Source organism: Bacillus sp. B25(2016b), assembly GCF_001679765.1.
Classification (GTDB): Bacteria; Bacillota; Bacilli; order Bacillales; family Bacillaceae_G; genus Bacillus_A; species Bacillus_A thuringiensis_K.
The window spans coordinates 3892411-3913939 of sequence record NZ_CP016285.1 but is presented as its reverse complement, the minus strand read 5'-3'; the positions used below and the strand labels follow the sequence as shown (position 1 = coordinate 3913939).

Below are 21529 nucleotides of genomic sequence, written 5' to 3'. Positions count from 1 at the left end.
AAAAGAAAAAATATATCAATTTTCGAGGGGTTAGTAGATTGAAAAAAATTGCCCCTAGCGTAGTAAGTTTTTTTAGTATATAATAAAGGAAACGCTTTCATTTTGATTTGTTCACAAAATGGACGGAAAATCACATATTTACTATCTATATGTTGCTTTATAATGAAACTAATTAAATATACATGCATACAATATTGTGAAATAAATAACATAAATAATCTATATAAATGTAAACGTTATCAAAAGAGAGAGGTGGAGACAATGAGTAAATTTTTCTTCAATCATAATCCAGCAACAGTAGAGGATGGAAGGCTTGTTAAATATGCTGAAATTATTTATGGAGAAGGTGGCCGTTCTGTATTAGAAAATTTAATGGTGAAGGCATCTATCAGATTGCGTGATCGTTATCCGAATAAATCTGACGAGCAGATCTCGAACCTAGTAAATAAAGGCATCCATGATATGTTTCAAAAATATGTGAGCGAGTAAGAGTGGCCAATGGCTGCTCTTATTTTTTTTTGTATAAGGATTGTAACTCTAGCTGAAAATAAACATGTATTCTGAAAAACGTAAAAAGGAGTGGGAAAGATGAGCAATGGAATTGGACGTTCGAAAGAAAATCTTCCAACTGATGCAAATCATGTGAGCGCGAAGGATCGTGCGTATCAAAAACGCATGGCAAAGCAAAAACAACAAGAGCGTAATGAGGATAGAGAATAACTCGAAATAAAGCTCCTTCTAAAGCAGAAGGAGCTTTATTTTGATAGAAAATGATTCGCGGTAACATAAAAGAGTCCACCGTTAATAATTTGCACTGTAATACGTGGTTCATACTGTTCTTGCAGAGCTTGTTTTTCAATTTCATAGCTCTCAGGAAGTTCGTCACTTTCTTCATAAAAACGGTTTAAAAGGTCTAAATCATGATTCCAACGCACTCTTGCTTCTTTTGCCCACGTATGGTCATCTTCTGCAATTATATTTTTTAAAGCGTCTTCTATGCGTTGTAAACCACTTTGAGGTTTAATGATGGGCGAGAGCGTAAAACAAAAATCAGGTATTTTTGGTGTAAGTTTAATGTTTGTTAATGTTTCATGAAAGTTTGCCATCATTGTTCCAGAAATGAGATGAATACCAATCGAGTGAAGGATGTCTTTTTTTCGATCACATTGATAGGAAACTTTTATATTAATACCGAGCCAAGGGTGGAGCGGTGTATGTGTTGCCCCATTATGTTTTACATCCTCATATAAACGTATGTATGAGCCTAATTCTTTTGTCGTTTGGAAAATTTGATGTAGACGTGGTGAACCGTAGTGAATAAGCTCACCATCATTTTCTTCATTTTCTGGATTTGTAATAAGAGTAAGGCGCATTGGATTCGGTACGCCTCCTGTTTTCTCAAGATAGTGCCAATAAAAAGGGCGATTCATTAATAATTTATCCATCTCAATTGTTAACTGTACATCTAATAAATGAGGAGAACGTTCTAAAATTTCACAGTTATTCGCCTCAAAGAAATTGTATAAGTAATTATGAATTTCATGTTGCTGCATAGCCTTGCACCTCAGCTTCATTTCGTTTCGCAAAGTCGATAATAGATGTTAAGTTTTCCATCTTAATTCTAATTTCACCTTCGCTTTTTGATTGCGCGAAAATTTCTTGAATGTGCGCGTCGATGTTTTTCATATTAATTCTTGTTAAAATTTCATCGAGTTCACCGATAACACGCTCGAATAAGTTGATTTTTTCATATAACAGTTTCAGAATATGTTCTTCAACAGTATGCTTTGTAGCTAAGTTATAAATATGAACATCATTTTTTTGTCCAAGACGGTGAATACGTCCGATTCTTTGCTCAAGACGCATTGGATTCCATGGCAAATCATAATTGATCATATGGCTACAAAACTGTAAGTTAATCCCTTCACCACCAGCTTCAGTTGCAATTAATACTTGTGCGTGGTTTTGGAAAAGCTCCTTCATCCAATCTTTCTTCCCGCGTTTAAACCCGCCGCGGAATGGAACGGAAGAAATACCGTGTTGTTGTAAAAACCATTGTAAGTACATTTGTGACGCTCGATATTCTGTGAAGATAACGACTTTATCGTCAATTTCTTTTATAAGCTCAAGAGCTTTATTTGCTTTTGAGTTGAAAGGAATATGATTAATTTTGTCCATTAGCACATCGATATGTGGATCTTTTATATAATGTTCATTTTCTTTCTGTCTTTTTTCTACATGCTTTTTCAATGAATAGTAAACAGCTTCCCGACTACTACACGCTTCCCGTTTTAAAGTTAACGATGAGAAAGCAGATGTGAAGGCGTCTTGTCCTCGCCAATTTTCGATATCATTATATAGAGCTTGTTCTTGTTCATTAAACTCAACAAAAATTGTACGTACATGTCTCTTCGGCCAATCGATACCGGTATTATGTCGTCTATTTCGCACCATTACTTTATTAATGAGAGCTTTTAAGTCTTCATCTGATTCGGCTGAGCGATTTTTGGAAGCGTAATATTCTTCAAAGTTGGATTGATTGCCTAAATGTCCTGGTTTTAATAAAGAAACAAGGTTAAAAATTTCATCAATCTTATTTTGAACAGGAGTAGCGGTTAGTAATAAACAAAACTTCTTTTTTAATCGTTGTGCAAATTCATAGTTTTTTGTTTTATTGTTTTTCAGTTTATGTGCTTCATCGATAATAATAAGGTCATATTCCAAGTTCAACACGATATCGCGATGTGGTGAACGTTTCGCAGTATCAATTGATGATACGATTACGTCAGCTTGTTCCCATGAGTAGCTTTTCTTTTGTGCTACAGCGGGAATGAAAAACTTTGTATTCAGTTCGTATGCCCATTGTGATACGAGAGAAGCTGGGACAAGTATAAGTACCTTTTTCACAAGCCCGCGGACCATGTATTCTTTCAAAATAAGTCCAGCTTCGATTGTTTTTCCAAGGCCTACTTCATCTGCTAGAATCGCTTTACCGTTCATTTGTTCAATCACATTTTGAGCGACTTCTAATTGATGCGGAAGCGGTGTGAAATGGGATAAATGTTTCGGTGCTTGTAGTCCATCAAAAGTAGGAACAAGTAACGATTTTTCTGTTTCATAAGCTAAGTGATATAAATCCCAGTTTGTCCAAGGACCATCTTCGTCAATTCTATTTAAAAAATTGTTTTGCCATGTCCGATCTACGGAAATATCGACATTCATTACAACTCTCCCACCTTTTATAAACTAAAGTAATTATTTTTTAATGTATGATGATTTGCCTTAAAAGAAGGCATAATTATCGTTATTAAAGGCTATATGATAGACAATAATAAAGTATTAAATCTCAAAAGCTGTATTTATTGTGTTTTAACATAAAAAATTCTAAATTATTTTTTATGCTAGAATATTGATGAAATATAGCGAATGATGTTAGGATAATGGTGTGAAATGTGTGGAATCTTTCGTATTTTATCCAAGAAAGTGATTTTTTATTTACGCTTTCATAAAAAAATATAATGAGATTCCGTATATCCTATCTTTTCAGAATGAAAATGTTTAGAAAAGGGAAGCAACTTTTATTGATTTGTCAAAGCATAAGGGGGAGAGAGCATGATTACATTACAACGTACACCGTTATTTGATGTATACGCGAAGTATGGTGGGAAAACAATCGACTTCGGTGGTTGGGAATTACCAGTTCAATTTTCAAGCATTAAAGAAGAACACGAAGCTGTACGTACAGCTGCGGGTTTGTTCGATGTGTCTCATATGGGAGAAGTTGAGGTAAAAGGTGTAGATAGTTTAGCATTTTTACAACGTGTTGTTACAAATGACGTATCTACCTTAAAGGTAGGGGGCGCACAATATACAGCTATGTGCTACGAAAATGGTGGTACAGTAGATGATTTATTAATCTACAAACGTGGTGAAGAAGACTATTTATTAGTAATCAATGCATCAAATATCGAGAAAGATTACGAATGGTTAGCAAGTCATGTAATTGGCGATGCGACAGTAGTCAATGTTTCTAGTGAAGTTGCACAGCTTGCAATTCAAGGACCAAAAGCAGAAGGCATTTTACAAAAAGTTGTGTCAGAAGATTTGAAAGAAATTAAGTTCTTTAAATTTAAAAACGATATTCTTGTAGATGGAATTCCAACACTTGTATCTCGTACAGGTTACACAGGTGAAGATGGATTCGAAATTTATTGTAAGAGTGAAGATGCTGCAAAACTTTGGGAGAAACTTCTTGAAGTTGGAGCAGAAGAGGGCTTAAAAGCATGTGGTTTAGGTGCTCGTGATACACTTCGATTCGAAGCAACATTACCACTTTATGGACAAGAATTATCAAAAGATATTACACCGATTGAGGCTGGAATTGGCTTTGCGGTAAAAACAAATAAAGAAGCAGACTTCTTTGGAAAAGCAACGTTAAAAGAGCAAAAAGAAAACGGTGCGCCTCGTAAATTAGTCGGCATCGAAGTAATCGAACGTGGAATTCCTCGTACGCATTACCCTGTATTTATTGGTGAAGAAAAAATTGGGGAAGTAACGAGTGGTACACAATCTCCAACGTTAAAGAAAAGCATTGGTTTAGCACTAATTGATGTAAAATACGCAGCAGTTGATACAGAAGTAGAAATTGAAATTCGTAATAAACGCGTCAAAGCAGTAGTTGTTCCAACACCATTTTACAAACGTTCAAAGTAACGGGGAGAGGGGTAGATTTCATGTTGCATCGTTATCTTCCAATGACAGAAGAAGACAAAAAAGAAATGTTACAAACGATCGGTGTTCAAACGATCGATGAATTATTCTCTGATATTCCAGAGAGTGTTCGTTTTAAAGGGGATTTAAAAATTAAAGAAGCAAAATCAGAGCCAGAGCTTTTAAAAGAGCTATCTCAAATGGCTAGTAAAAATGCTAACTTAAAAGAATACGCTTCTTTCTTAGGAGCAGGCGTATACGATCATTACGCTCCAGTAATTGTAGATCATGTTATTTCTCGCTCAGAATTTTATACAGCTTACACACCATACCAACCAGAAATTTCACAAGGGGAATTACAAGCAATCTTTGAATTCCAAACAATGATTTGTGAATTAACAGGAATGGATGTAGCAAACTCTTCTATGTATGACGGGGGGACAGCTTTAGCTGAAGCGGCAATGTTAGCAGCTGGCCATACTCGCAAAAAGAAAATTCTTGTATCTAGTGCGGTTCATCCAGAATCAAGAGCAGTACTTGAAACGTATGCAAAAGGTCAAAATCTTGAAGTTGTTGAAATTAATCATAAAGATGGTGTAACAGATTTAGACGTATTACAAAGTGAAGTAGATGATACAGTTGCTTGTGTAATCGTTCAATATCCAAACTTCTTCGGACAAGTTGAAAAATTAGCTGATATTGAAAAAATCGTTCATCAACAAAAATCATTATTTATCGTTTCTTCAAATCCATTATCATTAGGCGCATTAACACCACCAGGGAAATTTGGTGCTGATATTGTAATCGGTGATGCACAACCATTCGGTATTCCAACGCAGTTTGGTGGACCGCACTGTGGTTACTTTGCAACAACGAAAGCATTTATGCGTAAAATTCCAGGACGTCTTGTTGGACAAACTGTAGATTCAGATGGTAAACGTGGATTTGTATTAACGTTACAAGCACGTGAACAGCATATTCGTCGTGATAAAGCGACATCTAACATTTGTTCAAACCAAGCGTTAAATGCATTAGCAGCTTCTGTTGCAATGACGGCACTTGGCAAACAAGGTGTGAAGGAAATGGCACGTCAAAACATTTCTAAAGCACAATATGCCAAACGTCAATTTGAAGCGAAAGGCTTCACAGTAACATTTTCTGGACCATTCTTCAATGAGTTTGTTGTAGATTGCAAACGTCCAGTGAAAGAAGTAAACGATGCATTATTACAAAAGAATATTATCGGCGGTTACGACCTAGGCCGTGATTATAAAGAGCATGAAAACCATATGCTTGTAGCAGTAACTGAGCTTCGAACAAAAGAGGAAATTGACACACTTGTAAACGAAATGGGGGCTATCCAATGAAGAACCAAGACCAAGCACTTATCTTTGAAGTGAGTAAAGAAGGACGCATAGGATATAGCCTACCAAAATTAGATGTAGAAGAAGTGAAACTAGAAGATGTATTTGAGAGCGATTATATTCGAGTAGAAGATGCGGAGCTACCAGAAGTATCTGAACTTGATATTATGCGCCATTATACAGCACTTTCAAACCGTAACCACGGTGTTGATTCTGGATTCTATCCACTTGGATCTTGTACGATGAAATATAATCCGAAAATTAATGAGAATGTAGCTCGTTTCGCAGGATTTGCAAATACTCATCCACTGCAAGATGAAAAGACAGTACAAGGTGCAATGGAATTAATGTACGACTTACAAGAGCATTTAATTGAAATTACAGGTATGGATACTGTTACATTACAACCAGCAGCTGGTGCACACGGAGAATGGACAGGGTTAATGTTAATTCGTGCATACCATGAAGCAAATGGTGATTTTAACCGTACGAAAGTAATTGTTCCTGACTCTGCTCACGGAACGAATCCAGCATCTGCAACTGTAGCTGGTTTTGAAACAATTACAGTAAAATCAAATGAACATGGTCTTGTTGACTTAGAAGATTTAAAACGTGTTGTAAACGAAGAAACAGCAGCACTTATGTTAACAAATCCTAATACATTAGGTCTATTCGAAGAAAATATTTTAGAAATGGCAGAAATCGTCCATAATGCAGGCGGTAAATTATACTATGATGGTGCAAACTTAAATGCGGTATTAAGCCAAGCACGCCCAGGAGATATGGGATTTGACGTTGTGCATTTAAACCTTCATAAAACATTTACAGGTCCTCACGGCGGTGGTGGCCCAGGTTCTGGTCCAGTAGGTGTGAAAGCTGATTTAATTCCGTACTTACCAAAACCGATTTTAGAGAAAACGGAAAATGGTTATCACTTCAACTACGACCGCCCAGAAGCAATTGGTCGTGTGAAACCATTCTATGGTAACTTCGGAATTAACGTTCGTGCATACACGTATATTCGCTCTATGGGTCCAGATGGCTTGCGTGCAGTAACTGAGTATGCTGTATTAAATGCGAACTATATGATGAGAAGATTAGCACCATTCTACGATCTTCCATTCGATAGACATTGTAAGCATGAATTTGTATTATCAGGTCGTCGTCAAAAGAAACTTGGTGTACGTACATTAGATATTGCAAAACGTCTGCTTGATTTCGGTTACCATCCACCAACAATTTACTTCCCATTAAATGTGGAAGAATGTATTATGATTGAGCCGACAGAAACAGAATCAAAAGAAACATTAGATGGTTTCATTGATAAGATGATTCAAATCGCTAAAGAAGTAGAAGAAAATCCAGAAGTTGTACAAGAAGCACCGCATACGACAGTCATTAAACGTTTAGACGAAACGATGGCTGCACGTAAACCAGTTTTACGTTATGAAAAGCCAGCTCCTGTACAAGTTTGATTAGAATAACAAAGGAAGAACTCGCTATATGCGAGTTCTTTTTTTGTATGGAGAATTTGTCCCGCATTAACGGACAGTAAACTCCCAACTCAAAACTTAGCTGGTGCAAAGAAGTCAGGTGGGAGATAAACTGTCCGTTAATGCCCGATTGGTTCAACTAATAATCAGTGGGGATGAACAAAAATCCCCACTGATTAAAGTTTCACTTTATGCAGAAATAGTGAAGAAAATGTTGAAAAATTATATTTTTTGTTTCCTAATGGTGTAAAGATGTAGTTTTATAGGTAGTTTTGTTGAAAAAGTCGGTTTGATAAAAGTATTTATTTTTGTTAGAATTTTATTGAAATTAAGAAGGTGTGATGAGGCAAAGATTACTCATTTTTATGTATATGTGAAAAAACGAGCAAGACGGGGGTGAAAGTGTGGGATATCGATGTTATAGAATGGTATACCATTTAGAAAATGGAGAAACAATTAAAGATGTAAAAGAATTTTGCTATCGAGACCAAGGAAAAGTGTTAGAAAGAGTAGCAAATCGTGTAATGGATAATAGAGAAGTGACGGCGATTGATAAACAAGGAACAATCATTTCAATAGCATGTGAGGATATTGTAAAGGTGGAACTTGATTACATAACAGAAAGTTAACCTTGAGTCATATCCAATTATTCGATAAAATAAACTGTTGAATGGTGAAGTGAGAAGAGAGGAGTTTATCATGGGTAGTACAAGACACTTTTATATGTTTATCTTAGCGTTTGTTCTTGTTGTGGCATTAACGGTTTACTTAATCGTTGACAGCAGCTGGTACAACACGGTTCATCCGGCATTCCTTCTGTTTATGTATATAGGAATTGCAGTAGTAAGTTTCGGAATGAGAGACGAGATGTTAGATCGCTTTGAAAAGTGATACATATACGAAAGACCAACAGGGCAATGTTGGTCTTTTTTTCTTGCCAAAAATAGGATGGTGTGTATATACTGTATATATAAGGTATATACAGTATATACACACTGGAGGAAAACATGAATATTATTATTTCGAATTCTTCCCAAGACCCTATTTATGTACAAATAAGAAAACAATTAAGCCAGCTTATTTTAAATGGTGGTTTAAAGGGTGGAGACCAATTACCGTCTATTCGTAGCTTAGCGAAGGAATTACAAATTAGTGTAATTACAACGAAGCGTGCGTACGAGGAGCTTGAAAAAGAAGGATATATAGAAACTGTTGCTGGGAAGGGGACTTATGTTTCACGTAAAAATAATGAACTACTAAAAGAACAAAGGCTTCGTCTATTGGAAAGTAAAGCGGAAGAGGTTGTAAATGAAAGTAAAGCGTTGCAGCTTTCACTTGAAGATTTACAGCAGATGATTGCGTGTTTATATGAGGGGGAATAAAGGGTGTTAGAGCTAAAAAACGTTTGTAAAAGTTATGAAGATTTCGCAGTGGAAAATATAAGTTTTACACTGCCACGCGGATATATTATGGGGTTTGTCGGACCGAATGGGGCCGGAAAAAGTACGACGATCAAAATGATTATGAATTTAATTAGAAAAGATAGCGGCTATATAAAAATTTTTGGCAAAGACAATAAGAAAGCCGGAAAGGACATAAAACAAAATATCGGCTTTGTATATGATGAAAATCATTACTACGAAGATTTAACGTGTGAACAAATGAAACGTATTATTGCACCGTTATATAAAAAGTGGGACGAAAATCAATACCAATCGTATATGCACAGATTACAAGTTCCAAAGTATAAAAAAATTAAAGAGCTATCTAAAGGGATGAAAATGAAGTTTGCGATTGCAATCGCGCTTTCACATCATGCTGAATTCATTATTATGGATGAACCGACAGCAGGATTAGATCCAGTTGTCCGAAGTGAATTACTTGATATGTTGCAAGAAATTGTAATGGAAGATGAAGTATCTGTATTATTCTCAACACACATTACAACAGACTTAGAGCGCATTGCAGATTATATTACGTTCATCAATGATGGAGAGATTATATTTACTGGTGAAAAAGATGAATTAATGGAGAACTACGTAATCGTAAAGGGAAGCAATGATTTATTAGATCAAGAAGGAAAAGAACTATTTGTTGGATTACGAAAAAATAAATTTGGTTTTGAAGGTTTAGCGAAGGATAAACAAGCAATTATCGATTGGTTTGGAAATGAGGTTGTAATAGAAAAGCCTACATTAGACGATATCATCGTTTACACTGCGAAAGGGAGAGGTGCCTATGCGTCAGCTCGTATATAAAGATTTGTTCTTTTTTCGGGTTATGTGGTTAGTGAATTTTGTTATGCCCCTTTTGTTCTTTATGTTAGATGCAAGTGGTGAATTGTTATTTCCAATGAGTTGTCTATTTATAACCTTTTCATCGGTTATGACGTTAACCGTTATGGATGAAAGAAATAAAAGTGACATTGTTATAAATAGTTTACCGGTAAGTCGAAAGGAAATCATAATTGCTAGATATATTTCCTGTGCAATATTCATTGTAGGTGGCATGATCTCTACGATGTTAGTTGTTTTTCTTATAAGAGGTATTGTGATTATTAGTGATATCGGTGTATATCATACTAATCTATACATTGAAATTCCATGGTATGAAGTCATAAATGGAGCTGTTTATGCCACATTTTTTGTTGTCACGTTTTTTCCTAGTTATTATGGTACAAAATCGAAGGTAGTAAGAAGTATAGTATCAGCAGCATCAATAGGAGTGGGTGTAATTCTTTGGATATTTATTAGTGATGGACTGAATGAAACAACATCTTCATTCAGTGAGTGGATTATGAATCCAGTACATATTGGTGTATTTATAGTTGGAGGAATGATATTAGCTAGTGTCTATATCGCTTCTATGTTTCTTACAATTAAAATTTATGAAACGTGTGATTTATAGAGAGGAGAGTTCATATGCAACAGTTGATTTTGAAGGAGTTTTTCTTACAGAAGAAGATGTTTCCTTTCTATTTTTTAATACCCATTTTATCTATTTTTAAGAATTCCGTCGAACCAATGGGGATTGCAATAGGATTATTTATAACATGTAGTACGATTATATATATTTCTTTTTATTATGACGAGAAAAGTAAGGCAGAAAAAGTATTAGTGAGTTTGCCTATAACGAGAAAAGAGATAATTATAGCTAAATATATTTCAAGTACATTATTTATTATGGCTGGTTTGAGTGTAACTTTTATAGTCGTAATATTAGGAAATATTTTATTGAACAGAGATATAGTTATGCCTGGATATGCAATATTTTCAGCAATAGTAGCAACTTTGATTTATTGTGCAGTAACGATACCGACTAATTACATTGGGGGATATAAAGCTATTACTGTCTTGAATTTGATTATGCTTTTTCCTTTAATGGGTATGATTGGTCTTATGTGCAATATTTTTGGTGATAAAACAATTATGTTAAAAGTACTTCACTCTCAAGAGGCTACACAAGCAATGGGTGTTCTTGGTATCGGAGTGTTAGTAAGTATAGTCATATCAATGTTTCTCTCAATGAAAATGTTTCAGGAGGCAGAGTTATAGAAGGGACATTTTCATATTAGGAGGGGTAATACATGATCAAGCCACTAATTTTAAAAGATTTCATCATTCAATGGAAATTTTTAATTTGGTACATATTGTATCCTGTTTTCTTTTATATGGCCTTAACAGATACGGAAAATTTGTTCATCATTATGTCAGTAATTATTACAATTGGGGCAACAGTAAAAACATTTGAAGCAGATAGTAAAAATGAGAGTGAAGTTATAGTAAATAGTTTACCAATATTGAGAAAACAAATTGTGTATGCGAAATATATAGTAGCAATTATTATTCTTTTTATAAGTGTAACGGTCGGTTGTTTCACGATGGGAATGAAGAGCGGGGTTAACTTATTTGAATTTATTGAAACGACAATGGTTGCTAGTATTAGCTTTATTTTATTGTATTTAAGTTTTGTTTTACCAATATCCTTTTGGCTAGGGTATAAGAAAACCATTTTCATTACGATAGTAATATTCATGGCACCGATAGTTGTTTTAGAAGCTTTGTTTCAAATTAACTTAGAACAAATTCAACTATACAACAGCTTGTTATTCATTAGTTCAATGTGCATGTTCATAGCATCTATCTTTGTTTCAGTAAAAATATATGAAAAAAGAGAATTTTAAAAGGTGCCCTATAAAAGGCACCTTCTTCAATAACGACAATACGAGAGCAGTAGTTTATAAAAAGAAACGCTATTTGGCACATCTTTCGGAGTATGTAATATAAAGCTGAAAACGATAACGAGAATAAGAAAGAGGAAAAATAAAAATAGGATTTGCTTATGTATAGAATTTTGCATATTATTCACTCCTTTTTTAGGTAGTATGTCCAAAAGAAAGGAGTGTATGAAAAATTTTAGGAGGGGAGAATGATGGACAAAAGAAAATGGTTATATAGAATAGGGGTACTTTTCGTTTCAATCGGTCTCATATTAGCAAATTTTTATTCAGACATACCATCACCGTTTCCTAATTTGCATAAAGCAATTGGTATAAGTATTGTTATAATTGGTCTGTTTTGTCTTATCACATCTAACTTCTACAGAAAGTCTGAATGAATATAAAAAAGGACAGTTATTCTTTTTCAGAAGTACTGTCCTTTTTTAATAACTTATTCCATAGTTTGGCGATACTCCATATAATGACGATTGCAATGGAGGCGATAATGGACCAAACAATCGATATAATTTCAAGTGTCATGTTAGGAAGGAATGTGAGAATGGATAATACTTTATGAAACAATGATTCTATTATATGAAAACTTATTTGTAATAGAATGACGATACCAAGTGTGATCCATGCTAATATTTTCTTTCCTTTTTCTTTCCACATGACATTCACCTCACGTTAGCTTAATAGTTTTAAGCCAACAGCGCCGCATAGAATGCAGCTTAAGAAAGCAAGACGACGCCAATCCGCTGATTCTCGGAAAATGAGAATGCCTAGAAGTGCACTTCCGGCAGTTCCGATTCCAGTCCAAATCGCGTAAGCAGTTCCCATCGGTAATGTGTTCATCGCAAGGGATAAGAAGAAGAAGCTTACGCCGAAGTTAGCGATTAAGATAACTTTTGGTGCCCAGCCTTTCTTTTCAGTGGCTACTTTCATAAAGAGTACACCAATAATTTCACAAATACCAGCTAGAATTAAAAATACCCAAGCCATTTTATGCGGCCTCCTTCGCTTCTTTTTCTTCTGTTACTCGTTTTAAACCAATTACTCCGAAGAAGATTAAACCGATTAATAAAACTTTTACGATAGAGAAAGGTTCTCCGAAAACGAAAATCTCAGTAAGAACGATTCCACCAGCTCCAATACCTGTAAAGACTGCGTATACAGTGCCGACAGGTAAATCTTTATAAGCTCTAAATAATAAGACGAAACTAATTGTAATTAATAGAGCAACACCAGCCCATTGAAGTGGTGCTTCCGCGTGTTTTAATCCAATCACCCAAAAGATTTCAATAATACCAGCTAAGATTACATAAATCCATGCCATTTGTCATTTCTCCTTCCTACCAGTCGTTAGGTAAAGGGCTTAAAAACGACGCATTGCAAAGGAGCAATCCGTCAGTTTGAAAGGCCTCGCCAAAATACTTGCCAAGAGGCGTTTAAACGAGTCTCAAAGCGATTTAAACCTGCGAATAGTAGTTCAACCATAAGTCCGTCCAGTAAGCATAGAAAAGCTTCTAGAGCGTCTTTCACTTCAATGTTATGCAGTTCACTTTGCTCGTTTGCCTGTTTAAATATAGGGAATAAAAGTTTTCCGACGTTTTCAATGTGCGCATTCGCTTTTTCGATAATTTGTTCGCGAAATGCATCAGGCGGAAAATAAGAAGTTCGTAACCAAAACATTGATTCTTCACTTTCACCAAATCGTTTTGCGTAGCCCTTTAGTAATTGTAAGAGCAATTCTTCAGTAGACGAATTTGAAAATTTTTCGATATCGTCAGTGAAGCTTTGTAAATCTTTTTGAAGAGCGGATTCTAAGCATATAAAATATAGCTCTTCTTTTCCTTTAAAGTGTGCGTAAATCGATGGCTTTTTAATCCCAACTTCTTGAGCAATATTTGCTAATGAAGTTCCTTCGTAGCCGTAGCGTGCGAAATGAGAAAGTGCTACAGCTTTAATGCGGTTTGCTGTCATTTTCATCCCCTACCTACCGTTCGTTAGGTTCATTATATGAGATGGAAAATATAAAGTCAATAGGTGAAAAGCTGAAAAAGAGCGTTATAGGTAACGCTCTTTTTAGACAGTCTCTCGCTCAATTAAATGGAATGAAAGCTCTTTTGCACTGCCGACAATTTGCTCGCTTTGGATCTGCTTATGGAATAAAGAAAAAGCATGTGAGCCCATTGCGAGACCGGGATGTTCAATTGTGGAAATTTCTAATGCCTTTGAAATTTCATGATTATCAAATCCAAGGATAGCAAGGTCTTCAGGTACTCGAATGCCATGTTTTCGAGCCTCTGTTAATAAACCAGCTGCAACTTGATCGTTCGCTGTAAAAATAGCAGTTGGACGATTTTTCATGTTTACAATACGATGGAGTACTTGTGCACCATCCTGCATTGTATAGCATTGGTGGAAAATCCATTCAGGATGCAACGTTTTCCCTTCGTTACGAAGTGTATCGGCGAATGCTTTTTCGCGCTCCATGGAATTTACACTTGTTTTTCTTGCTAAACAAATTCCGATTTTTTCATGGCCTCTACTTAGTAAATAGGCAGTACCGAGACGGAAACCTTCATAATGATCTACGTAGATGGATGAAATGAGGGGATGCTTCATTTTTTCACATGAAATAATAGGGGCAAATTTTGCAAAAGGTTCGATTTGTTCCCAAGAGCTCGTTCGGGAGCAAATAATCATCCCATCAAATTGTTTCATTTTCATCATTTCAAGAACACGAATTTCTTCAATGCTATCGTAATTCGTTTGACATAAATTAATATGATACCCAGCTAATAACGCTTCGTTTCCGATTCCTTCAATAATCGTACTGAAGTAGGGGAGGTTAATGAAAGGAAGCATAACGCCAATTGTATATGTTTTCCCTTTTATTAAATGGACAGCATTTATATTTTTTGCGTAGTTTAATTCTTCAACAGCATCTAGAACACGCTTACGCTTTTCTTCTTTTACGTAAGGGTGATTATTCAGGACACGAGAAACAGTTGATATCGATACACCAGCAGTTTTAGCAATTTGTTTTATATTGGCCATATGTATCACCTCTTTCCCTTATTATAAAGGGAAAATAATAAGAAAGAAAAAATCTTGACCTGAAAAGCTTTTCACAAACTATGGTATTAATAAGACTTCTTTTTATTCGCGTAACCTTTTCACTTGGGCGTAAGAATAATAGGGGTCTTTTTTGTTTGCAAAAAGTGTTGTCAAAATGTGTGAGAATAACGTGGAAAGAGAAAGGCATTGAATATCGCCTGCTATATCGGAATGTAGAAGAGAACGATGAAAAGGTAATCAAGCAGAGTTTATTATACATTGTGAATAAGATGAAATGAAAAAACTAGCTGATTTATTCAGCTAGTTTTTTGTATGTTATTATTTCTTTTTAATTTTGCCTGTCCAAGATTTAAATCCACCTTGTAATTGGTAGAAATCTTTGTAGCCTTGTTTTTTTAAGTATTGCGCTGCACGACCTGTACGGAATCCGCTTTGGCAATATAAGTAAACAGGTTGATCTTGACGAAGTTCTTTATGGCGAAGGCGAATTTGTGATAACGGAATGTTACGTGCACCTAAAATATGCCCTGCGTTATATTCGTCTGCTTCACGAATATCGATAAGCTGTGCTTTACGGTAGCCAGCGCGAAATTCTTCTTCTGTAAGAGTTTTTATTAATTTTTTCTGATAGAAGTACATCCATACAGTGTAGCCGATAAATGCTACGATTACGGCTAATAAAATAATCCAAGTTGTTGACACGATTCTATCGCTCCCTTTTTTCTTATCCTACTTTCAATATTATAATGCCCATATGTATTTATGCAACAGATTCATTTGCATATAAGAAGAAATTTCGTATTCTTTCACAAATTTTGTCGAATTTGGTAGACTAGAGAATGTGAAAAATAATTGGTTATATGAGGTGCAGGATGGGAAAAGAAAAATGGTGTTATATTAACTCTGGTCAATGTTCACCGGCATTTAATATGGCGTTAGATGAATGTTTGTTAAATTGGCAAAGTGACAAGAAAATGCCACCAACAATTCGTTTTTATGAATGGGAAGTACCAACATTAACAGTTGGATATTTTCAACGTGTTGAAAAAGATATTAATATGGATGTAGTTAACGAAAAGAAATATGGATTCGTTCGTCGTCAAACAGGCGGCAGGGGGGTACTACATGACAAAGAGTTAACGTATAGTGTTATTGTGTCTGAAGATCATCCGAACATGCCGAAAACAGTTACAGAAGCGTATCGTGTTATTTCGCAAGGTTTATTAGATGGTTTTAAGGCATTAGGGTTAGAAGCCTATTATGCAGTTCCAAAAACAGAAGCAGATCGTGAAAATTTAAAAAATCCACGTTCAGGCGTATGTTTTGATGCACCATCTTGGTATGAAATTGTAGTGGAAGGACGAAAAATTGCTGGTAGTGCTCAAACACGTCAAAAAGGTGTTATTTTACAGCATGGATCGATTCCATTAGAAATTGATTTAGATGAACTATATGATCTATTTTTATTCCCAAATGAACGTGTGAAGGAACGTATGAAGAGTATGTTCTCTTCTAAAGCAGTAGCAATTAATGAATTAACAGACCGTACATTTACGATAGAACAGTTAATTAAAGCGTTTGAAGTTGGCTTTGAAGAAGGATTAGATATAGAACTTGTTCCATATGAATTAACAGAAGAACAGTTACATGAAGTTCAAACGTTAGCGAAAGAAAAGTATGAAAGTAATGAGTGGAACTATAAAAAATAAGAGATGGCAATTGCCATCTCTTATTTTTTATAGTAAATTAAGTACTTTTTCTACTTTGATTCCTTTATCTTGTAAAGAACGAAGGCGACTTACAACGTCCATAATTTCTTTGTCAAATGTAACGCTAATACCTTGGTTTTGTAGTTCTTCTTTTAAGCTTTCAATAGAATCATCTATGTCGATGCCAAGCTCGTAATCTTGACAAACTTCAATTGTCTTTTTCACGAGTTTAACATAATTTTCTTGTAGTTTTGAATTTGTTTCAGTCAAAGCAGGCTGCTTCGGTTTTGCAGGAGCAACCGGTGCTGTCTCTTGCTTTGTAACTGGAGTAGGGACTGCTTTTTTCACAGGCGCTGGAGTTGCTAGTTCTACAGCTGCTTCTACGCTTACTGGCTTCGGTGGCTTAGGTGCCATAGCAGGTGTTTCCACCCGCGTAACAGGCTTAGGAGCAGGTGTAATTGCTTTTGGAGCTTCTACAACTACTTCTTTTTTCGGTGCTGCTTCTACCTGTGTTTCTTCTTGCTCGGCAGCTTCTTTATTTTCTTTACTCCACATAACGCGTTCAATTTCTAGAGAAACATTGTTTTTGTTCATCGCTGTTAATGTAACTTTACCAACTTCAGCGTTTCCAGTGAAATCAACAATTTTATAAATAACACTCTTGTTCCAATCCACGTTTCCGCTCAAAAATAATTCTTCGTTACATTTCGGCGTTAAGCCCTCGATTTTAATTTCTGCGTTTACACCGTTTTCACTATATACCATAATTAGCGAAGCATTTACATCTTCGTCTGCTAACATTAGTTCACGTACCATTTTGCCGGTGCGTACTTGCGTTTTCTTCTTAACTGACATCTAATTTCTCCTCTCAAAAATTCAGTAATAATAAAAAAATCGTATAACGAAAAATAATTGCTCACGAAGATTTATGATACCGATAATAAAAGCATCACGTCAACAATTAACTTTAATTATTTTGCATTTTTCTTATTTTCTTTATGAAATTTTTCAATTTGTAAAATTAGACAGAAGAAAAAACAGCCTTTTGAAGGGCTGTTAAAAATTTGATTTTTTATATAGTAATTTATATAAAATAAAAAATAAGATAGCAATTAAAACATTTTGCCAAAAGTTTAGATGATAAATGAGATAAGGTTGCTTTTGGAAATAAATATTTAAGAATACAGCGGAACAAAATGGAGTAGCAAATGCGAATCCAAATAGAATTCTTCTTTTCCAATTCATTTTCTGATTAAATGAGTAACGCTTTAATAAATATAAAATAAATAGTATACCTAGTATAATTATTGAAACAGACAAAGTAGTTCCAAGGATGCTAAAAGGCGGACTTGATAATGTATTGTTTTTTTCAAAGAGAAACATAAAAAATGAAATAATTGCATTTATGCCAAACTGTATAGCAAGAAGTAAGCTAACAACAAAACCGATTAAAGAAGTTTTTTCTAATTTTGTTTGGGCTGGTAAAGCTGATATAAGTTCATCGCAATAAGATTGTAAATCACTACCGAAAATGTCATAAGCGCTTTTATTTTCTGTTTGTGCTTCGATGAGGTGATCTAATATTTCTAGTAACAGTTCCTCCATTTGTTGCTCAGGTACGTTTGATATTCGAAGATATACTAACATATCGCCATAAGCAGCTTCGTTTTCGGAAGTTAGAAACTCACGTTTTTTATTATTCAATTCAATCATGTCTTGTGCATTCATCCCTATCACTCCCCCTGTAATAAGTTATTTACCGTAGTAGAAACCATTCCCCAACTTTGTTTAAATTCTTCAAGTTGTTCTAACCCTTTATCGGTTACGTGATAATATTTTCGCTTTGGACCGAGTGAGGAAGCTTTTAATGTTCCTTCGATCAATTTTTCTTTTTGCATACGTAATAATAAAGGGTAGATGCTTCCTTCGCTTACGAATGTAAAGCCATGTTTATTTAATTTTGTGCTCAGTTCATATCCGTACACTTCTTCTTGTGAAATGATGTATAGGATGCAACCTTCTAGTACACCTTTTAACATTTGGCTGTGCATGATTTCACCACCTTTTACTCAGGTAACTTGCGTTGCAAGGTAGCTGTTATCCAAATTATAACATCCAGTAACTTGCAATGCGAGTTACTGAAGTGGAAAACTTTAATGTGTTTTAATTTTTCCGCGTTCCTCATACTAACAAGAGGAGGGAAGCGTATGAAACCATTTATGCCAAAACTCGTTTACTTTGAACCGAAGGCACTTGAATATCCACTTGGAAAAGAGCTTTATGAGAAGTTTACGAAGATGGGATTAGAAATTCGTGAAACGACATCACATAATCAAATTAGAAATTTGCCAGGAGAAAATGATTTGCAAAAGTATCGTAATGCAAAGGCTACACTTGTTGTTGGAGTAAGGAAGACGCTAAAGTTTGATACGTCAAAACCGTCAGCTGAATATGCAATTCCGCTCGCAACAGGGTGTATGGGACATTGTCATTATTGCTATTTGCAAACGACACTTGGGAGTAAGCCTTACGTTCGTGTGTATGTCAATCTTGATGAAATATTTGAGAAGGCAAAGCAATATATGGATGAAAGGGCACCTGAAATAACAAGATTTGAAGCAGCGTGTACATCAGACATTGTTGGGATTGACCATTTAACACATGCATTAAAGCGGGCGATTGAATTCATTGGAGAAAGTGAACATGGGCGCTTACGTTTCGTAACGAAATATTCGCACGTTGATCATTTATTAGATGCAAAACATAATGGGAAAACTCGTTTCAGGTTTAGTATAAATTCACGATATGTAATTAAAAATTTTGAACCAGGGACATCGCCGTTTGAGGAGCGAATAGAGGCGGCGCGTAAAGTAGCAGGTGCAGGTTATCCACTTGGTTTTATAGTCGCGCCACTTTATATGCATGAAGGATGGGAAGAAGGATATCGTGAACTATTTGAGCGACTGTACAATGCGCTCAAAGATATGACGATACCAAATTTAACGTTTGAATTAATTCAGCATCGTTTTACGAAACCAGCGAAAAAGGTTATTCAAGAGCGTTATCCAAATACGAAGCTTGAAATGGATGAAGAGAAGCGAAAGTATAAATGGGGCCGATATGGCATCGGAAAATATGTATATAAAAAGGATGATGCAACAGTATTGGAAGAAACGATAAGAGGTTATATAAATGAGTTTTTCCCTAATGCCGAAATACAATATTTTACTTAAGGGGAGTCTGTATGCAAATACAGATTCTTTTTTGTTTTATATATTTAGGCTCGTTTCCACCTTGTCACGTTATTCTTTCTGGTGTATCATTTTATTGATTGCTTCGTACGGAATAAGCAAAATGAACTTGGATGGAGGAAACCGATGCCTACCCCTAGTATGGAAGATTATATTGAACAAATTTATTTGTTGATTGATGAAAAGGGTTATGCCCGCGTATCTGATATTGCTGAAGCGCTTAGTGTACATCCATCCTCTGTAACAAAAATGGTGCAAAAATTAGACAAAGATGAATATCTAATTTATGAAAAATATAGAGGGCTTGTATTAACAACAAAAGGTAAAAAAATCGGAGAACGTCTCGTATATCGTCATGATTTGCTAGAGCAATTTATGCGTATTATCGGTGTGGATGAAGGTAAAATTTACAATGATGTAGAAGGAATTGAACATCATTTAAGTTGGGAAGCGATTGATCGCATTGGTGATTTAGTGCAATACTTTGAACAAGATGCAGTCCGAGTGGAAACACTTCGCGGTGTTCAAAGAGCAAATGAAGAGAAAAGTAATTAAGGGGAACGTATGGCGTTTCCTTTTTTATTTCAATTCGAAAAGGATGGGAGAATTATGAAAGCAATTATTTTTGATTTTGATGGATTAATTGTGGACACAGAAACGATATGGTTTCACTCTTTCAGAGATGCTGTTCGTGAATACGGCGGGGAACTACCTTTAGAGGAATTTGTGAAATGCATTGGAACAACAGATGAGGTACTTTATGCATATTTAAATGATCAATTAAAAGAGAATTTTAACAAAAGTGCATTAAAAGAAAAAGTGGCAACTTTACATAAAGAGAAAATGAAAATACCAAAAGCTCGTGACGGGGTAAAAGAATATTTAGAAGAAGCGAAAGAAATGGGATTAAAAATCGCACTAGCTTCTAGTTCGTCTAGAGAATGGGTTATTCATTTTTTAGAAGAGCTACAAATTCGAGAATATTTTGAAGTAATTAAAACGAGAGAAGATGTTGAGAAGGTAAAACCAGATCCAGCTCTTTATCGAGTTGCAATAGAAGAATTAGGAATTAAGCCGTCTGAAGCTGTTGTATTTGAAGATTCATTAAATGGATTGAGAGCAGCAGTTGCAGCGGGATTAACGTGCATTGTGGTACCCAATGATGTGACGCGGAATTTACCATTTGAAAATCATCATCTTCGAATTGAAAGTATGAAAGAGAAAAGTTTAAAAGAAGTGCTTCAAAGTATAAAAAAAGACCGTACTTCCTAAAAGGAAGCACGGTCTTTCTTTTTGCTTTTTTTGCCTTCAATGACAGTTAAATGAGACTGTTTTCTTTTTCGTTTCAAAGTGGAAGAATTCCCTTTTTTAATTTTGTCATTAGAAGTATTTGACTTAAAGAAAGAATTGCCTAGGGGTGCTACATTTTGTTTCCCATGTTTGCGGTTCGATTGTTTTGCCGCACGCTTATATGAGCTTTGCGAATTTGCAGAACCACTGGAATTTGTAAACATCTTGTATAGCAAGTAAAAGATACCGACAACAAGTAACATGTACCCGATATTTCTTAATACACCCATGGGATTTGTAATAACAGATGAAACAAGGCCGAATATTGCCAATCCGATAATAAGCACAAATATAGCGAAAGTAAACGAACGACCGTTCATAAGGGACACCTCCTAAAAACGTATATTAA

29 protein-coding genes and 2 pseudogenes are annotated in these 21529 nt (G+C 35.3%); 18 read left to right on the top strand and 13 right to left on the bottom strand.

Annotated elements, in window-relative coordinates; all coding sequences use genetic code 11:
• Window positions 1-72: 72 nt before the first annotated feature.
• Window positions 73-188, bottom strand: a pseudogene (locus BAQ53_RS26305) (GTP pyrophosphokinase).
• A gap of 73 nt (window positions 189-261) precedes the next feature.
• On the opposite strand from BAQ53_RS26305, the gene BAQ53_RS19970 reads away from it, so the two are divergent.
• Window positions 262-489 (top strand): hypothetical protein, encoded by a 228-nt coding sequence (locus tag BAQ53_RS19970; RefSeq protein WP_000032702.1) that lies wholly within the window; start codon window positions 262-264, stop codon window positions 487-489.
• 99 nt (window positions 490-588) lie between these two features.
• Window positions 589-720: a hypothetical protein gene (locus BAQ53_RS26390; protein WP_000064668.1), complete on the top strand. Its 132-nt coding sequence runs from the start codon at window positions 589-591 to the stop codon at window positions 718-720.
• A gap of 35 nt (window positions 721-755) precedes the next feature.
• On the opposite strand, the gene BAQ53_RS19965 is transcribed toward BAQ53_RS26390, so the two are convergent.
• Both BAQ53_RS19965 and BAQ53_RS19960 read right to left on the bottom strand, forming a co-directional pair.
• Window positions 756-1553, bottom strand: a complete 798-nt coding sequence (locus tag BAQ53_RS19965) for a YqhG family protein (protein WP_208906190.1) — start codon at window positions 1551-1553, stop codon at window positions 756-758.
• A complete protein-coding gene (locus BAQ53_RS19960; protein WP_001100037.1) occupies window positions 1540-3222 on the bottom strand; it encodes a DEAD/DEAH box helicase in 1683 nt (560 codons plus the stop codon). The genes BAQ53_RS19965 and BAQ53_RS19960 overlap by 14 nt, the downstream gene beginning before the upstream one ends.
• 390 nt (window positions 3223-3612) lie before the next feature.
• On the opposite strand from BAQ53_RS19960, the gene gcvT reads away from it, so the two are divergent.
• From gcvT to BAQ53_RS19905, 11 genes are all read left to right on the top strand, one after another.
• A complete protein-coding gene (gene gcvT, locus BAQ53_RS19955) occupies window positions 3613-4713 on the top strand; it encodes a glycine cleavage system aminomethyltransferase GcvT (RefSeq protein WP_000631774.1) in 1101 nt (366 codons plus the stop codon).
• A 20-nt stretch (window positions 4714-4733) separates the two neighbouring features.
• A complete protein-coding gene (gene gcvPA, locus BAQ53_RS19950; protein WP_000903242.1) occupies window positions 4734-6077 on the top strand; it encodes an aminomethyl-transferring glycine dehydrogenase subunit 1 in 1344 nt (447 codons plus the stop codon).
• On the top strand, window positions 6074-7549 hold the full coding sequence (gene gcvPB / locus BAQ53_RS19945) for an aminomethyl-transferring glycine dehydrogenase subunit 2 (protein ID WP_208906189.1): 1476 nt from the start codon (window positions 6074-6076) through the stop codon (window positions 7547-7549). Before gcvPA ends, gcvPB begins: the two co-directional genes overlap by 4 nt.
• 443 nt (window positions 7550-7992) lie before the next feature.
• On the top strand, window positions 7993-8196 hold the full coding sequence (locus tag BAQ53_RS19940; protein WP_000262496.1) for a DUF3929 family protein: 204 nt from the start codon (window positions 7993-7995) through the stop codon (window positions 8194-8196).
• Between the two features lie 70 nt (window positions 8197-8266).
• The gene (locus BAQ53_RS19935) at window positions 8267-8458 is read left to right on the top strand and encodes a hypothetical protein (protein ID WP_000535936.1); all 192 of its coding nucleotides are present in this window, start codon (window positions 8267-8269) and stop codon (window positions 8456-8458) included.
• A 116-nt stretch (window positions 8459-8574) separates the two neighbouring features.
• Window positions 8575-8949 (top strand): GntR family transcriptional regulator, encoded by a 375-nt coding sequence (locus tag BAQ53_RS19930; RefSeq protein ID WP_001021358.1) that lies wholly within the window; start codon window positions 8575-8577, stop codon window positions 8947-8949.
• 3 nt (window positions 8950-8952) lie between these two features.
• On the top strand, window positions 8953-9825 hold the full coding sequence (locus BAQ53_RS19925; RefSeq protein WP_000891284.1) for an ABC transporter ATP-binding protein: 873 nt from the start codon (window positions 8953-8955) through the stop codon (window positions 9823-9825).
• Window positions 9806-10474: an ABC-2 transporter permease gene (locus BAQ53_RS19920; RefSeq protein ID WP_001249561.1), complete on the top strand. Its 669-nt coding sequence runs from the start codon at window positions 9806-9808 to the stop codon at window positions 10472-10474. Before BAQ53_RS19925 ends, BAQ53_RS19920 begins: the two co-directional genes overlap by 20 nt.
• 14 nt (window positions 10475-10488) lie before the next feature.
• Window positions 10489-11121, top strand: coding sequence for an ABC-2 transporter permease (locus BAQ53_RS19915; protein WP_001186559.1), 633 nt, complete (start codon window positions 10489-10491; stop codon window positions 11119-11121).
• A gap of 35 nt (window positions 11122-11156) precedes the next feature.
• Complete coding sequence (locus tag BAQ53_RS19910) at window positions 11157-11750, top strand: ABC-2 transporter permease (protein ID WP_074593489.1); 594 nt, start codon at window positions 11157-11159, stop codon at window positions 11748-11750.
• 245 nt (window positions 11751-11995) lie between these two features.
• Entirely contained in the window at window positions 11996-12184 is a 189-nt protein-coding gene (locus BAQ53_RS19905) for a hypothetical protein (RefSeq protein WP_002181117.1), read from the top strand.
• Window positions 12185-12200: 16 nt separating this feature from the next.
• Here the strand turns inward: BAQ53_RS19905 and BAQ53_RS19900 are convergent, their stop codons facing one another.
• From BAQ53_RS19900 to BAQ53_RS19880, 5 genes are all read right to left on the bottom strand, one after another.
• Window positions 12201-12458, bottom strand: a complete 258-nt coding sequence (locus BAQ53_RS19900) for a DUF3975 family protein (protein WP_000265370.1) — start codon at window positions 12456-12458, stop codon at window positions 12201-12203.
• A 15-nt stretch (window positions 12459-12473) separates the two neighbouring features.
• A complete protein-coding gene (locus BAQ53_RS19895; RefSeq protein WP_000312623.1) occupies window positions 12474-12788 on the bottom strand; it encodes a DMT family transporter in 315 nt (104 codons plus the stop codon).
• A gap of 1 nt (window position 12789) precedes the next feature.
• Window positions 12790-13122, bottom strand: coding sequence for a DMT family transporter (locus BAQ53_RS19890; protein WP_000312354.1), 333 nt, complete (start codon window positions 13120-13122; stop codon window positions 12790-12792).
• A 71-nt stretch (window positions 13123-13193) separates the two neighbouring features.
• Entirely contained in the window at window positions 13194-13775 is a 582-nt protein-coding gene (locus BAQ53_RS19885) for a TetR/AcrR family transcriptional regulator (RefSeq protein ID WP_002181118.1), read from the bottom strand.
• Between the two features lie 96 nt (window positions 13776-13871).
• Window positions 13872-14849 (bottom strand): LacI family DNA-binding transcriptional regulator, encoded by a 978-nt coding sequence (locus BAQ53_RS19880; protein ID WP_001273977.1) that lies wholly within the window; start codon window positions 14847-14849, stop codon window positions 13872-13874.
• Between the two features lie 185 nt (window positions 14850-15034).
• On the opposite strand from BAQ53_RS19880, the pseudogene BAQ53_RS19875 reads away from it, so the two are divergent.
• Window positions 15035-15148: pseudogene (locus tag BAQ53_RS19875) on the top strand (DNA polymerase III subunit delta); the annotation flags it as partial.
• 40 nt (window positions 15149-15188) lie between these two features.
• On the opposite strand, the gene BAQ53_RS19870 reads toward BAQ53_RS19875, so the two are convergent.
• A complete protein-coding gene (locus BAQ53_RS19870) occupies window positions 15189-15572 on the bottom strand; it encodes a rhodanese-like domain-containing protein (protein WP_000108653.1) in 384 nt (127 codons plus the stop codon).
• Window positions 15573-15742: 170 nt separating this feature from the next.
• On the opposite strand from BAQ53_RS19870, the gene BAQ53_RS19865 reads away from it, so the two are divergent.
• Entirely contained in the window at window positions 15743-16579 is an 837-nt protein-coding gene (locus BAQ53_RS19865; protein WP_000514065.1) for a lipoate--protein ligase family protein, read from the top strand.
• A 27-nt stretch (window positions 16580-16606) separates the two neighbouring features.
• Here BAQ53_RS19865 and BAQ53_RS19860 read toward each other — a convergent pair whose 3' ends face one another.
• The 3 genes from BAQ53_RS19860 to BAQ53_RS19850 all read right to left on the bottom strand — a co-directional run bounded on the left by BAQ53_RS19860 (window position 16607) and on the right by BAQ53_RS19850 (window position 18630).
• Window positions 16607-17434: a hypothetical protein gene (locus BAQ53_RS19860; RefSeq protein ID WP_208906188.1), complete on the bottom strand. Its 828-nt coding sequence runs from the start codon at window positions 17432-17434 to the stop codon at window positions 16607-16609.
• Between the two features lie 201 nt (window positions 17435-17635).
• Window positions 17636-18307: a DUF1129 family protein gene (locus BAQ53_RS19855; protein ID WP_208906187.1), complete on the bottom strand. Its 672-nt coding sequence runs from the start codon at window positions 18305-18307 to the stop codon at window positions 17636-17638.
• 5 nt (window positions 18308-18312) lie between these two features.
• Window positions 18313-18630 carry a PadR family transcriptional regulator gene (locus tag BAQ53_RS19850; protein WP_000556083.1) on the bottom strand — a complete coding sequence of 106 codons (318 nt, stop codon included), beginning with the start codon at window positions 18628-18630 and terminating at the stop codon, window positions 18313-18315.
• Between the two features lie 156 nt (window positions 18631-18786).
• Between BAQ53_RS19850 and splB the strand changes: the two genes are divergently transcribed.
• The 3 genes from splB (at window position 18787) to BAQ53_RS19835 (ending at window position 21102) form a co-directional block, all read left to right on the top strand.
• Window positions 18787-19812 carry a spore photoproduct lyase gene (gene splB, locus BAQ53_RS19845; RefSeq protein WP_000802101.1) on the top strand — a complete coding sequence of 342 codons (1026 nt, stop codon included), beginning with the start codon at window positions 18787-18789 and terminating at the stop codon, window positions 19810-19812.
• A 144-nt stretch (window positions 19813-19956) separates the two neighbouring features.
• A complete protein-coding gene (mntR, locus tag BAQ53_RS19840) occupies window positions 19957-20385 on the top strand; it encodes a transcriptional regulator MntR (protein ID WP_001143082.1) in 429 nt (142 codons plus the stop codon).
• A 54-nt stretch (window positions 20386-20439) separates the two neighbouring features.
• Window positions 20440-21102 (top strand): HAD family hydrolase, encoded by a 663-nt coding sequence (locus BAQ53_RS19835; RefSeq protein ID WP_196478039.1) that lies wholly within the window; start codon window positions 20440-20442, stop codon window positions 21100-21102.
• Here the strand turns inward: BAQ53_RS19835 and BAQ53_RS19830 are convergent.
• Complete coding sequence (locus tag BAQ53_RS19830) at window positions 21099-21500, bottom strand: SA1362 family protein (protein WP_001014460.1); 402 nt, start codon at window positions 21498-21500, stop codon at window positions 21099-21101. The genes BAQ53_RS19835 and BAQ53_RS19830 overlap by 4 nt on opposite strands.
• Between the last annotated feature and the right edge of the window lie 29 nt (window positions 21501-21529).